Annotated in this window: 14 protein-coding genes; 6 read left to right on the forward strand and 8 right to left on the reverse strand. The window is 66.0% G+C overall.

Annotation, left to right across the window (positions count from 1 at the left end; genetic code table 11):
• Nucleotides 1–51: 51 nt before the first annotated feature.
• From ACX0GZ_RS03800 to coxB, 8 genes are all read right to left on the reverse strand, one after another.
• On the reverse strand, nt 52–666 hold the full coding sequence (locus ACX0GZ_RS03800) for an SURF1 family protein (protein WP_458813535.1): 615 nt from the start codon (nt 664–666) through the stop codon (nt 52–54).
• Nucleotides 663–1,064, reverse strand: coding sequence for a DUF983 domain-containing protein (locus tag ACX0GZ_RS03805; protein WP_458813537.1), 402 nt, complete (start codon nt 1,062–1,064; stop codon nt 663–665). The genes ACX0GZ_RS03800 and ACX0GZ_RS03805 overlap by 4 nt, the downstream gene beginning before the upstream one ends.
• 120 nt (nt 1,065–1,184) lie before the next feature.
• Nucleotides 1,185–2,078 carry a cytochrome c oxidase subunit 3 gene (locus ACX0GZ_RS03810; protein ID WP_458813539.1) on the reverse strand — a complete coding sequence of 298 codons (894 nt, stop codon included), beginning with the start codon at nt 2,076–2,078 and terminating at the stop codon, nt 1,185–1,187.
• Nucleotides 2,079–2,124: 46 nt separating this feature from the next.
• Nucleotides 2,125–2,658, reverse strand: a complete 534-nt coding sequence (locus ACX0GZ_RS03815) for a cytochrome c oxidase assembly protein (RefSeq protein ID WP_458813541.1) — start codon at nt 2,656–2,658, stop codon at nt 2,125–2,127.
• Nucleotides 2,655–2,789: a hypothetical protein gene (locus tag ACX0GZ_RS03820; protein ID WP_458813543.1), complete on the reverse strand. Its 135-nt coding sequence runs from the start codon at nt 2,787–2,789 to the stop codon at nt 2,655–2,657. The genes ACX0GZ_RS03815 and ACX0GZ_RS03820 overlap by 4 nt, the downstream gene beginning before the upstream one ends.
• Nucleotides 2,786–3,700, reverse strand: coding sequence for a heme o synthase (locus ACX0GZ_RS03825; RefSeq protein WP_458813545.1), 915 nt, complete (start codon nt 3,698–3,700; stop codon nt 2,786–2,788). The genes ACX0GZ_RS03820 and ACX0GZ_RS03825 overlap by 4 nt, the downstream gene beginning before the upstream one ends.
• Nucleotides 3,701–3,831: 131 nt before the next feature.
• Nucleotides 3,832–5,496, reverse strand: a complete 1,665-nt coding sequence (gene ctaD, locus ACX0GZ_RS03830; protein ID WP_458813547.1) for a cytochrome c oxidase subunit I — start codon at nt 5,494–5,496, stop codon at nt 3,832–3,834.
• A 3-nt stretch (nt 5,497–5,499) separates the two neighbouring features.
• Entirely contained in the window at nt 5,500–6,645 is a 1,146-nt protein-coding gene (gene coxB, locus ACX0GZ_RS03835; protein WP_458813549.1) for a cytochrome c oxidase subunit II, read from the reverse strand.
• Between the two features lie 197 nt (nt 6,646–6,842).
• On the opposite strand from coxB, the gene pyrE reads away from it, so the two are divergent.
• The 6 genes from pyrE (at nt 6,843) to ACX0GZ_RS03865 (ending at nt 12,603) form a co-directional block, all read left to right on the forward strand.
• Nucleotides 6,843–7,427, forward strand: coding sequence for an orotate phosphoribosyltransferase (pyrE, locus tag ACX0GZ_RS03840; protein ID WP_458813551.1), 585 nt, complete (start codon nt 6,843–6,845; stop codon nt 7,425–7,427).
• A 169-nt stretch (nt 7,428–7,596) separates the two neighbouring features.
• Nucleotides 7,597–8,325 (forward strand): pyridoxine 5'-phosphate synthase, encoded by a 729-nt coding sequence (locus ACX0GZ_RS03845; RefSeq protein WP_458813553.1) that lies wholly within the window; start codon nt 7,597–7,599, stop codon nt 8,323–8,325.
• 145 nt (nt 8,326–8,470) lie between these two features.
• Nucleotides 8,471–8,872, forward strand: a complete 402-nt coding sequence (gene acpS / locus ACX0GZ_RS03850; RefSeq protein WP_458814318.1) for a holo-ACP synthase — start codon at nt 8,471–8,473, stop codon at nt 8,870–8,872.
• Nucleotides 8,873–8,888: 16 nt separating this feature from the next.
• Nucleotides 8,889–9,767: a signal peptidase I gene (lepB, locus tag ACX0GZ_RS03855; protein ID WP_458813555.1), complete on the forward strand. Its 879-nt coding sequence runs from the start codon at nt 8,889–8,891 to the stop codon at nt 9,765–9,767.
• 161 nt (nt 9,768–9,928) lie between these two features.
• A complete protein-coding gene (gene maiA / locus ACX0GZ_RS03860) occupies nt 9,929–10,558 on the forward strand; it encodes a maleylacetoacetate isomerase (protein ID WP_458813557.1) in 630 nt (209 codons plus the stop codon).
• Nucleotides 10,555–12,603: a TonB-dependent receptor gene (locus tag ACX0GZ_RS03865; RefSeq protein WP_458813559.1), complete on the forward strand. Its 2,049-nt coding sequence runs from the start codon at nt 10,555–10,557 to the stop codon at nt 12,601–12,603. The genes maiA and ACX0GZ_RS03865 overlap by 4 nt, the downstream gene beginning before the upstream one ends.
• Nucleotides 12,604–12,613 lie beyond the last annotated feature (10 nt).

The raw sequence follows: 12,613 nt of genomic DNA on the forward strand, positions 1-12,613 counted from the left end.
CTGGGGTTTGTTTGGGGGGGAGGGGAAGCGGATGGATGAACGGACAAGGGATTACCCTTTCCGCCGATGCCTCAGTGCGAGGAGGTAGATCAGCACCGCAAACCCCGCGAACGCGAACCATTGGACCGCATAGGACAGGTGGTTGTTCGGCGCGCTCGACGGATCGGGCGCGCGGCTGGTGCCGAGGCCTTCGGGAGCGCGGTCGAGGACCAGCATCAGTTCGCGGGGTGCTCCCTTGCCCAGCGCGCGGCTGAGGATCGACTGGCCGTCGGGCGCCTGGGTCAGCACGCCGCTGACTTCGCCGCCGGTCCAGCTCGGCACGTAATCGGGTTCGGTCGCGACGCCGAGTTCGATCGGGAAACCGGGGCCTTCGACGCCGGTGCGGCAACGCCCGATCACCCGGAATCCCAGCTTGCCGTCGGCGGTGCGTCCGGCTTCGTTTTCCCAGCCGCCTGCGTCGATGCACATCCCGCGGGCACGGCGGAACAGGTTTTCGTCGCCCACCGGAAAACGCGGCAGGGCGATTTCGGGGAGCGCCATATTCTGCGCATGGCGTGCGATCTGCGCCTGTTTCTCGTCGGCGCGGCCAAGCTGCCAGACGCCGAGCGCGAGCATCGCGGCGACGGCGAGGCCGACGACGATGGTGGGAAGGACGGGGAGCTTCACGGGTGATCCTTACGGGCGATGCGGCCTTCGCGCGCGGCGTTCGCATACTCGAAGAACAGCAAAGCCGCCTTGGCGACGCGAAGCGATGCGATGACGGCGATCGTGGTCAGCGGAACCCACAGGACGACATGCACCCAGAAGGGCGGACCGACCGTCGCCTCCAGCACCAGCACGCCGATGACCAGCAGCGTCCCGATGATGGTGGTCAGGAACGCCGCCGGTCCGTCGCCGACGTTGAAATCCGAAAAATCGAGGCCGCACATACGACAACGGGCCGCGAATTTCAGCGGCCCGTCGAACAGGGTCTTCGCCCCGCAGCGGGGGCATAGCCCAGAAAGCGAAACACGCACCGGATCGGGTCTGGACTCCGTCACCGATGCGCTCCTTTCAATATGCATCTGGTTCAGGGCAAGTCGAAAATGGTGGTTTCCCCGCGACCCGGAGCGCAGCGTGCTTCTTGCACGTGCGCACCGGAAGCGCGGAGAACCGCCATTTGCAGGCCGCCCTGGGCCGAATGCCTAGATGGCCTCGGCACCCCAGCCGCCCCAGACATAGATCGAGACGAACAGGAACAGCCACACCACGTCGACGAAATGCCAGTACCAGGCAGCCGCCTCGAAGCCGAAATGCTGGCGGGGGGTGAAGTGGCCCTTATAGGCGCGCGCGAGGCAGACGATCAGGAAGATCGTGCCGACGATCACATGGAAGCCGTGAAAGCCGGTCGCCATGTAGAAGGCCGACGAATAGTTCGATTCGCCGAACGCGAACGGCGCGTGGCTGTATTCGTACGCCTGGATGAACGAGAAGACGATGCCGAGCACGATGGTCAGCCACAGGCCCTTCTTCACCACGTCGTTTTCGCCGACGCCGAGCAGGCCCCAGAACCCCTTCATCTCGCCGCCGCGCTGATTGTGGATCAGCCCGTGATGCGCCCAGGTGATGGTGGTGCCCGACAGCAGGAGGATGAAGGTGTTGAGCAGCGGCAGCTTGAACGCGTCGAGCACCACCAGCCCCTGCGGAGGCCAGACGCCCGCAACGTCGGTCAGCCGTTCGACCATGCCGTCGACATAGGCGATCGGTTTGGGAAACAGCGCAAAGTCGAAATAGGCCCAGAACCAGCCGACGAAGAACATCACTTCGGATGCGATGAACAGCACCATGCCGTATCGCAGATGAAGCTGGACGACGGGGGTGTGGTCGCCGGCATGGGCCTCGCGGATCACGTCCGCCCACCAGAACCAGAACACCGCCGAAATGGCGAGCAGGCCCAGGATCAGCACGGTGCCGCCCCAGGTGACCTCGTGCATGTACATGATACCGCCAATCGCCAGGATCAGCGCAGCAACAGACCCCAGCAGCGGCCACGGGCTCGCCGGCAGAATATGGTAATCGTGGTTCTTGGCTCCGGCCATGTCAGTCCCTGTCTGGCTCGATTTGCATTCGGTTTCCGACCATCCCCTAGCCAGCGGGCTTCGCGGAATCCATAGGATAAAATGTATAGGACAGCGTGATGTGCTGAATATCGCGCGCTTCGGGGTCGTCGAGGATCGCGGGATCGACATAGTAGATCACCGGCATTCGCACCTGTTGCCCCGGCTGCAGCGTCTGCTGCGTGAAGCAGAAACATTCGATCTTGGTGAAATATTTGCCCGCACGCTCGGGCGTCACGTTGAATGTCGCGGTGCCGCTGACCGGCAGGGTCGAATCGTTCTTGGCGGTGTAGAACGCCATCTGGCGTTCGCCGATATGGACGTTCTGGCTGCGCTTTTCAGGCGCGAACTGCCAGGGCAGGCCGACATTCACGTTGCTGTCGAAGGCGACGGTGACGCGTTCGGACACGCCGCCAGGCGCCTGGGCGCCGACCTGCGTCGTGCCGCCGAAGCCGGTGACTCGGCAGAACAGGTCGTAGAGCGGGACCGCGGCAAAACCGAGCCCGGTCATGCCGACGACGACGCTGCCGGCCATCAGCGCGACTTTGAAATTGGAGGTCATTGCCACCCCTGCTGAATCTTGACGATGGTGATCGCGAACATGAGCAGCGCGAAGCCGCCGAGCAGCAGCGCTACAACGCGCGCGCGCGACCGCTGACGCGCGCGAATCTCGGTTTCGGTCGGTTCGGTCATGCAAATACCCATCTGTCGACGACCAGCGCGCCGAACATCGCGAAAAGATAGAGGATCGACCAAGCGAACAGCCGCTTTTCGGGCTTCATCGTGTCGTCGGCCTGGGTGGTGCGAGTCGCGACCTGCGCCGCGAGCGCGGCGAAGATGCCGGTCAGCGCCACCGCCGCGATGCCGTAGATCGCGCCGGTCAGCCCCAATGGCCAGGGCGCAATCGCGGCGATCGCCATCGGAATGGTGTAAAGTCCGATCTGGCTGCGCGTTGTCCGCTCGCCCGCGACGACGGGCAGCATCGGCACGCCCGCATTGGCGTAATCGCTCTTCACGAACAGCGCGAGCGCCCAGAAATGCGGCGGCGTCCACAGGAAGATCAGCGCGAACAACAGGACCGGCAGCAGCGCGACGTCACCCGTCGCGGCCGCCCAGCCGATCAGCGGCGGGAATGCCCCCGCCGCGCCGCCGATGACGATGTTCTGCGGGGTCCGGCGTTTCAGCCAGACGGTATAGATCAGGACATAGAACAGGATCGACACGGTCAGGATCGCCGCCGCCGCCCAGTTGACCGCCACGCCCATCAAGAGGACCGAGAAGATCGCCAGGCCGACGCCGAAATGGAGGGCCGACTGCTTGTCCATGCGGCCTGCGGGAAGGGGACGGGCATGGGTGCGCTTCATCTTGGCGTCGAGATCGGCCTCATACCACTGGTTGAGCGCGCCCGCCGCGCCTGCGCCGAGCGCGATGCACAGAATCGCGGTGAAACCCAGGATGGGGTTGATGCCGACCGGTGCCGCCAGCATCCCGCACAGCCCGGTGAACACGACGAGCGTCATTACCCGGGGCTTGGTCAGCGCCAGGAAATCGCGCCACTCGGCGGGCAGGGTCAGGGTCTTCTCGGCTGTCGTCACGATCGTCATATAGCATGAACGCGCGCATCGTGGCGCGCGAATGGATGCGGTCGATCCTTCGAACCGCAAGGGAAACGCCCGCGTTCGGGCGCTTGCCTTGCGGCCCTCCCGTGCGGGGACGGGAGGGCGCGTCAGGTGCCTCAGTCGATCTTGGGCAGGGTTTCGAACTGGTGATAGGGCGGCGGGCTGCTGAGCGTCCATTCCAGCGTCGTCGCGCCTTCGCCCCAAGGATTGTCGGGAGCCTTCTTCCCCGCGAACAGCGACCAGAACAGGTTGACGAAGAAGATCGCCATGCCCGCTGCCATGATCATGTAGCCATAGGTCGCGATCTCGTTCCAGTGCGCATAGGCATCGGGATAGTCGGGATAGCGGCGCGGCATCCCCTGGGTGCCGAGGAAGTGCATCGGGAAGAACATGACGTTCACGCCGACGAAGAACACCCAGAAGTGCAACTGGCCGAGGAACTCGTTGTACATCTTCCCGAACATTTTCGGGAACCAGTAGAAGAAGCCCGCGAACAGCGCGAACACCGCACCCAGCGACAGCACATAGTGGAAGTGGGCGACGACGTAATAGGTGTCGTGCATGTAATCGTCGATGCCGCCATTGGCGAGCACGACGCCGGTGACGCCGCCGACGGTGAACATGAAGATGAACCCGATCGACCACAGCATCGGCGTCTTGAACGACAGCGATCCGCCCCACATCGTCGCGATCCACGAGAAGATCTTGATGCCCGTGGGGACCGCGATGACCATCGTCGCGGCGGTGAAGTAGATTTTGAGGTTCGCCGACAGGCCCGTGGTGAACATGTGGTGCGCCCACACGATGAAGCCCACGACGCCGATCGCGACCATCGCATAGGCCATGCCGAGATAGCCGAAGACCGGCTTGCGGCTGAACGTCGCGACGATCTGGCTGACGATGCCGAAGCCCGGCAGGATCATGATGTACACTTCGGGGTGGCCGAAGAACCAGAACAGATGTTGGTAGAGCACCGGATCGCCGCCACCGGCCGGATCGAAGAAGGTGGTGCCGAAATTGCGATCGGTCAGCAGCATCGTGATCGCCGCGGCAAGCACCGGCAGTGCGAGCAGCAGCAGGAAGGCGGTGACCAGCACCGACCAGACGAACAACGGCATCTTGTGCAGGGTCATGCCCGGCGCACGCATGTTGAAGATGGTGGTGATGAAGTTGATCGCGCCCAGGATCGACGAGGCACCCGCGATGTGCAGCGACAGGATCGCCATGTCGACCGACATGCCGGGTTCGCCATAGGTCGACAGCGTCGGATAGACCGTCCAGCCGGTGCCCGCGCCTACGCCGACGAAGGGCGAGGCGAGCAGCAGCAGGAAGGCCGGGATCAGCAGCCAGAACGAGATGTTGTTCATCCGCGGGAAGGCCATGTCGGGCGCGCCGATCATGATGGGGACGAACCAGTTGCCGAAGCCGCCGATCATCGCCGGCATGACCATGAAGAACACCATGATCAGGCCGTGCGCGGTAATCAGCACGTTCCAGAAATGAAGCGCCTGATCGAACGTCTGTTCGCCGTGCAGCATCGACGCCCATTGCGGCAGATACTGGATGCCCGGTTCCATCAGCTCGGCACGCATCATGCCGGAAATGCCGCCACCGATGATCCCCGCGATGATCGCGAAGATCAGGTAGAGCGTGCCGATGTCCTTGTGATTGGTGGACAGGAACCAGCGGGTGAAAAAGCCCGGAACATGGTCGGCATGGTCGTGATGCGCATGGTCGTCATGCGCCTGGAAAGCCGAAGGGCTGCGTGCAACGTCGGTCATGGCTTAGTTCACCGTTCCGGTGGCGGACTGGTTGGTGGTGACACCAGCGGCAGTCGCATCGATGGTTTCGGGGTTGACGCCTGCGGCAGGCGTGGTGGTGTCGTCGATCATCTGGGCAGGCGGTGCCGCATCGGCGTCGCCGGGCATGGTGCCGCCCTTGGCGCGGACCCAGGCTTCGAACTCCTCAGGCGTCACGGCCTGAACCGTGATCGGCATATAGGCATGGCGCGCGCCGCACAGCTCCGAGCACTGGCCATAGTAGAGGCCGGGCTTTTCGATGGTGAAGCTGGTTTCGTTGATCCGGCCGGGGATCGCGTCGAGCTTGATCCAGAAGGCGGGAATCGCCCAGGCGTGGATCACGTCGTTGGCCGTGGTCAGCAGGCGTATCGGCGTGTTGATCGGCAGCACGACGCGGTTGTCGGTCGCCATCAGGCGCGGACCGTCGGCGTCGGTGCGGAAGCGCTGGCCGGGTTCGACCTCATCCTGCTCGCGCAGCATGTTCGACACCAGGCTGAGGCCGCCATGATCGGGATATTCATAAGACCAGAACCACTGGTTGCCGATCGCCTTCAGCGTGACGGCGTTGTCGGGCGCAGGCTTGTACTGATTGGCGAGCAGCGAGAAGCTGGGCAGCGCGATGCCGGCGAGGATCAGCACGGGGATCAGCGTCCACGCGACTTCGAGCATGGTGTTGTGGCTGGTCTTGGACGGCACCGGGTTGGCGGCACGGCGATAGCGGATGACGACCCAGATCAGCAGTCCGAGCACGAACAGCGAAATCACCGTGATGATCGGCATCAGGATGGCGTCGTGGAACACGCGTGCCTGACGACCGGTGGGCGATACCTGGTCCTGGATGTGGATGCTTTTGGGGATGGGCAGGCCGACGCCTTCGACCGGACCGACAATCGGGGTGCCATCGGCGTTGCTCAAGGGATCGGCGACCGGAGCCGCCGGAGCGGGCGTGCCGCCTGCGGGGCTCGCGGGCGCGCCCGCCGCGATGGTCGGCGCCGTGTCGGTGGCGCCGGGCGCTTCGGTCGCAGACGGAGCCGAAGCCGGGGCCGTCTGGGGAGCCGCAGCCGGGGCGGCGGTCGCGGCGGAGGCCAGCGTCAGCCCTGCCGCGAGGAGGATCGTCTTCAACCCAAGCATTCGCATCGTATCGTTCTATCCATCTTCCAGATCGCGCTGCGAGGGCCGCTGCACGGGGTGCGGGAAGATACCCGTCGGGCGGCCTATACGCCGCGGTTGCCGATGTCTCAAGCACAAGCGGCGCGTTTTTGGCGAGTGTTGCGGGGCGGCACGCCTGTCCGTAAGGATTGCGCGCCAACCAACGAGGGATTGCCTGCGTGACCGACGACGAGATTCTGGCCGAATTCCGGGCTGCCGAGGCATTGCTGGAGGGGCATTTCATCCTGTCGTCGGGATTGCGGTCGTCGCGCTATCTGCAATGCGCGCGGGTGCTGATGGACCCGAAGCGCGGTGCCCGACTCGCCGATGCGCTGGCCGCGCGGCTGCCGGGCGAGGTGCGGTCGGCGATCGACGTGGTGATCTCTCCCGCGATGGGCGGGGTGATCGCGGGACACGAAATGGGCCGCGCGCTGGGGGTGCCCGCGATGTTCCTCGAACGCCCCACGGGCACGTTCGAGTTGCGCCGCGGATTTCGGATCGAGCCGGGCCAGCGCGTGTTGATGATGGAGGATGTCGTCACCACCGGCCTGTCGTCGCGCGAGGCCATCGCGGCGATCGGTGCGGCAGGCGGCGAGGTGATCGCCGCGGCGTCGCTGGTCGATCGATCGATGGGCAAGGCCGATCTGGGCGTGCCCTTCCATCCGCTGATCCGGCTGGACGTGCCGAGCTATGCGGCGGATGCGTTGCCGCCTGAGTTGGCAGCGATTCCCGCGATCAAGCCGGGAAGCCGGGTCGCGTTATGATCAAACCACTCCATCCGTTCGTTTCGAGCCCTTCGGCTGCCTGCCAAGGCAGGCGCTCAGGACAGGCTTCGAGCCTATGGCTCGAAATCGACAAACGCATACCCATCGATTGCGGCACGTTTCTCGACTTCGCTCGAAACGAGCGGGGTGGGTGCAAGGGCATGGATCAATGACCAACCACCTCCGCCTGGGCGTCAATATCGACCATGTCGCGACGGTGCGGAACGCGCGCGGGTCGGGTTATCCCGATCCGGTGCGCGCGGCCTTGCTGGCGGCGGAAGCGGGGGCGGACGGGATCACGGCGCATTTGCGAGAGGATCGGCGGCACATCACCGACGACGATATCGCGCGGCTGGCGAGCGAGCTTACGGTGCCGCTCAATCTCGAAATGGCGGCGACCGACGAGATGCTGGGCATCGCACTGCGCCACAAACCCCACGCCGCGTGCATCGTCCCCGAAAAGCGCGAGGAACGCACCACCGAGGGTGGGCTGGACGCGATGGGGCAGCATAATCTGCTTGCGCCGATGGTGCGCGAATTGAAGGGCGCGAACATCCGCGTGTCGCTGTTCATCGAGCCCGACCCCGCACAGGTCGAGGCGGCGCTGCGGCTGGGGGCGCCGGTGGTCGAGCTTCACACCGGGCGCTATTGCGAGTTGGAGGGCGAGGCGCAGACGGCGGAACTGCGGCGGATTGCAGACGCGGCGGCACTGGCGGCGAAGAACGGGATCGAGGTGCATGCCGGGCATGGGCTGACGTTCGATAATGTCGTGCCGATTGCGGCGATTCCGCAACTGGCGGAACTGAATATCGGGCATTTCCTGATCGGCGAGGCGATTTTCGATGGGCTGGCGCCGGTGGTGCGGCGGATGCGTGCGTTGATGGATGAAGCGCGGTGATTGCTTTCTTCAAATCCTCCCCCGTCGGGGGAGGGGGACCGCCGAAGGCGGTGGAGGGGGCTGGCCCCAAGCGTTGCGCTTCGTGGCGCTCCCCCTCCGTCAGCGCTGCGCGCTGCCACCTCCCCCGGTGGGGGAGGAGTTCTTTGTGATCATCGGGCTCGGCTCCGACCTCTGCAATATCGAGCGGATACAGAATTCGGTGGACCGTTTCGGCGAACGGTTCCTGGGCCGTGTGTTCACCGAGGTCGAGCGGGCCAAGGCGGTACGGCGGCCACATACGATCGCGGGGACGCTCGCCAAGCGGTTCGCCGCGAAGGAGGCGTTTTCCAAGGCGGTGGGCACGGGGTTCAAGGCGGGCGTGTTCATGCGCGACATCGGTGTGGTCAACGCGCCTTCCGGCGCGCCGACGCTCGAACTCACCGGCGGGGCCAAGGCGAGGCTTGACGCCATGATCCCGGAGGGCCACCTCCCGCGCATTCATCTGACGCTGACCGACGATCATCCCTGGGCGCAGGCTTTCGTCATTATCGAGGCGGTAAAGGCGTGAAGGGTTTGAACGGTTGATGGCAGCGGACGATCTGGCGGCGCACGAACCGGCCGAGCCTGCGCGCAAGGACGACAAGCCGCCGATGGACTGGTGGGCGGAGGCGCGCGGGTTGCTTTGGCTGGTGCTCGCGGTGCTGGGCTTTCACAGCTTCGTCGCCAAGCCCTTCTACATCCCGTCCGAATCGATGATGCCGGGGCTGCTGGTCGGCGACCGGCTGGTGGTGACCAAATATCCCTACGGCTATTCCTTCGTGACCCCGACCTTTCACCTGATGCCCTATGTCTCCGGTCGGCTGTTCGGTAGCCTTCCCGAGCGCGGCGATGTGGTGATCGTCACTCCGCCGGGCGAGCGCACAGATTACATCAAGCGCGTCGTCGGCCTGCCCGGAGAGACGATCGAGGTCGAGGGCGGGCAATTGCTGATCGACGGCGTTCCCGTCGAGCGCCGGGCGATGGGCGTGCGGAGCGTGCCCGTCGATGCGAACACACAATGCTCGGCGCTGCAATATCCGGGGGCCTATACGGAAACGCCAGACGGTGCGGTGTGCCGTTTGCCGATCTTCCGCGAAACGCTGCCCAATGGGCGATCCTATGACACGATCGACCTGGGCTATCGTGGGCGGGTGTCGGGCGACGATTATGGGCCCGTGCTGATTCCCGACGGCCATGTGTTCCTGATGGGCGACAATCGCGACGCCAGCGCCGACAGCCGCTTTTCGGTTGCCGAGCGCGGCCTGGGCGGGCCGGTGCCGTGGGAGAATATCGGCGGGCGGGCGGAGTTCATCACCTTTTCGCTCGACGGGACGGCGACGCTCAATCCGCTTAGCTGGTTCGGATCGTTCCGGTCGGGGCGGGCGGGGACGTCGCTTTCGCCCGAGCGGGAAGCGGTGGAATAACGGGACGCGTTCCCCCTCCACCCGTTCGTCCCGAGTAGCCTTCGAGCTTGTCGATAAGGCGTATCGAGGGATGCGCTGTCTCGATAGGGGTTCTCGACAAGCTCGACCCCTACTCGACACCAACGGGTTGGGGTGGCGGGTGTAATGATGCGGAGATCGGCATGTACACGCTTTATGACTATTACCGCTCGTCCGCCGCGTACCGCGTGCGGATCGGCCTGAACCTGAAGGCCGCGGCGTACGACAGCGTGGACGTGTCGCTGCTGAACGGCGACCAGCGTTCGCCCGAGCATCTGGCGCGCAACCCGCAGGGCTTCGTGCCGGTGCTGGACGTGGGCGAGGGCGTGCTGACGCAGAGCCTGGCGATCCTCGACTATCTCGACGCCAAGCATCCCGAGCCGCGCTTCGTGCCCGCCGATCCGCTGGCGCGGTCGCGGACTCTGGCCATGGCGCTGACGGTCGCGTGCGACATCCATCCGCTCAACAATCTGAGGGTGCTCAACCATCTCAAGCGCGAACTGAGCGTCGAGGAGGAAGCGCGCAACGACTGGTATCGGCATTGGGTGGTGCAGGGGTTCGACGCGCTGGAGGCGATGGCGGGCGACGGGCTGTATCTGGGCGGCGATGCGCCCGACATGGCGGACATCTGCCTGGTGCCGCAGATGTACAATGCGCGGCGGTTCGAGGTCGATCTGACGCCTTATCCCAAGCTCGTCGCGGCGGATGCGGCGGCGCAGGCGATCGAAGCGTTCGCGGCGGCGCATCCCGACCGGGTCAAGCCCGCTTCGTGAGGATCGCGACCCTATTGATCGCGGCGGCGTGCGTGCCGGGGGTGGCGGCTGCGCAGGATGCGGGCGAGGGCGCGGAGATCGTCGTGATCGGCACCGGGCTGGGTCCGGCGCCCGGTAGCGCGACCGACGCGGTGGTCGTGATCGATCGCGACCGGCTGACCGGTATCGCTAGCGGTCGGATCGAGGATGTGCTGCGCGACGCCGCCGGGTTCGCGCAGTTCCGCCGGTCCGATTCTCGCTCGGCCAATCCGACCAGCCAGGGTGCGAACCTGCGCGGGCTGGGCGGCAATGCCTCGTCGCGAGTGCTGTTGCTGCTGGACGGGGTGCCGCAGACCGATCCGTTCGGCGGCTGGATCGCCTTTCCCGCCTATCAGGCCGAGCGGCTGTCGAGCATCCGGGTGACGCGCGGCGGCGGGAGCGGGTTTTTCGGCCCCGGCGCGCTGTCGGGGACGATCGAGCTGGACAGCGTGCGACCGGGTGAGGTCGGAACACTGTCGGCGTCGCTGCTGGGCGGCAGCCGCGGCAGTGTCGAGGGTAACGCGGTGGGCTCGGTGCGGGCAGGCGACGGCTTCATGCTGTTCGCCGGGCAATACATGGCGGGCGACGGGTTTCAGCCGATCGTCGAGGGCGCAGGGCCGGTCGATCGCGCCGCCCCCTATGAACAGGCGAGCGGGACCGCGCGGTTCGTGACGGATCTGGGCGGGTTCGAGTTGCAGGCCAATCTGGGCGGGTTCGTCGATCGCCGCGACCGGGGCACCGATTTCACCGCGATCCGCAGCGAAGGCGCGGATGCGAGCGTGCGGCTGGTCGGTCGCGGACGCTGGCAGTGGTCGGCGCTCGCCTATCTCCAGACGCGCGCCTTTGCGAGCGGGTTTGCAAGTGTCGGGAACGGGCGGGCGAGCGTGGCGCAGGTGCTCGACCAATATGTCCCCGCCACCGGCAGCGGCGCGCGGGTGGAAATCGGTCCGCCGCTTGGCGAGGGGATCGAGTTGCGGTTTGGCGCGGACGTGCGGCGGGTCAGCGGGCGGACGCAGGAACTGTACCAGTTCGTCGATCTTTCGCCGACGCGGCGGCGGATTGCGGGCGGGGCATCGACCACCGCGGGCTTGTTCGCCGATCTGGGGGTGGAGACTGGCGCGTGGGAGTTTTCAGCGGGCGCGCGGATCGACCACTGGCGGATCGATGCGGGGCGGCTGGACGAACGGCTGCTGGCAGGGGGAGTGCTGACCGACACCGTGTTTGCAGCACGTGACGGTTGGGAAGCGACTGGACGGATAGGCGCGGCCTTCCGCCCGGCCGTGCCGGTGACGCTGCGCGCGGCGGCGTATCGCGGATGGCGAGTGCCGACGCTGAACGAGCTGTATCGGCCGTTCCGGGCGGGTGCGGATGCGACGGCGGCCAATGCGGCGCTGGCGCCCGAGCGGCTGACGGGGGGCGAAGTCGGCATCGAATGGCGCGCGGCCGAAGGCGTACGGGTCGGGATTACCGGTTTCGCCAGTCGGTTGAACGACGCCATCGCCAACGTGACGATCGCGCGCGGCCCCGGCACCTTTCCCGGCGTCGGCTTCGTGAGCGCGGCGGGCAGCTATCGCAGGCGCGAGAATCTGGATGCGATCGAGAGTGTCGGGGTGGAGGCGGATATCGCCGTCACGCGCGGCGACTGGTCGCTGGCGGTCGGGTATTCGCATGCCGATGCGCGCGTTCGATCCGGCGGCGTTGCGGGATCGCTCGACGGGCTGCGTCCTGCCCAGACCGCCGTCGATCAGCTCTCGGCGACGATCGGATGGCAACGCGAGCGGCTTCGCGCCGCCGTCACGGTGCGCCATGTCGGCGCGCAGTTCGAGGACGACCAGAATGACCGCACGCTTGCCCCTGCGACCACGCTCGATGCCCATGCGGAGCTGCCGGTGACCGGACGGATCGCTCTGGTGGCGCGCGCCGAGAACCTGACCGACACGCGCGTCGAAGCCGCGATCAGCGGCGACGGGGTGGTCGAACGCGCACCGCCGCGCACCGTGTGGGCGGGCGTGAAGCTGGCGCTGTGATGGCTGTCGG

Source organism: Sphingomonas aestuarii (assembly GCF_054457155.1).

Bases quoted from the DNA above. Each gene is read 5' to 3' on its own strand.
- ACX0GZ_RS03805 (WP_458813537.1), bottom strand. From the start codon at position 1,064: ATGCATATTGAAAGGAGCGCATCGGTGACGGAGTCCAGACCCGATCCG.
- ACX0GZ_RS03810 (WP_458813539.1), bottom strand. From the start codon at position 2,078: ATGGCCGGAGCCAAGAACCACGATTACCATATTCTGCCGGCGAGCCCG.
- ACX0GZ_RS03815 (WP_458813541.1), bottom strand. From the start codon at position 2,658: ATGACCTCCAATTTCAAAGTCGCGCTGATGGCCGGCAGCGTCGTCGTC.
- ACX0GZ_RS03820 (WP_458813543.1), bottom strand. From the start codon at position 2,789: ATGACCGAACCGACCGAAACCGAGATTCGCGCGCGTCAGCGGTCGCGC.
- ACX0GZ_RS03825 (WP_458813545.1), bottom strand. From the start codon at position 3,700: ATGACGATCGTGACGACAGCCGAGAAGACCCTGACCCTGCCCGCCGAG.
- ctaD (WP_458813547.1), bottom strand. From the start codon at position 5,496: ATGACCGACGTTGCACGCAGCCCTTCGGCTTTCCAGGCGCATGACGAC.
- coxB (WP_458813549.1), bottom strand. From the start codon at position 6,645: ATGCTTGGGTTGAAGACGATCCTCCTCGCGGCAGGGCTGACGCTGGCC.
- ACX0GZ_RS03845 (WP_458813553.1), top strand. From the start codon at position 7,597: ATGACCAACCACCTCCGCCTGGGCGTCAATATCGACCATGTCGCGACG.
- lepB (WP_458813555.1), top strand. From the start codon at position 8,889: ATGGCAGCGGACGATCTGGCGGCGCACGAACCGGCCGAGCCTGCGCGC.
- maiA (WP_458813557.1), top strand. From the start codon at position 9,929: ATGTACACGCTTTATGACTATTACCGCTCGTCCGCCGCGTACCGCGTG.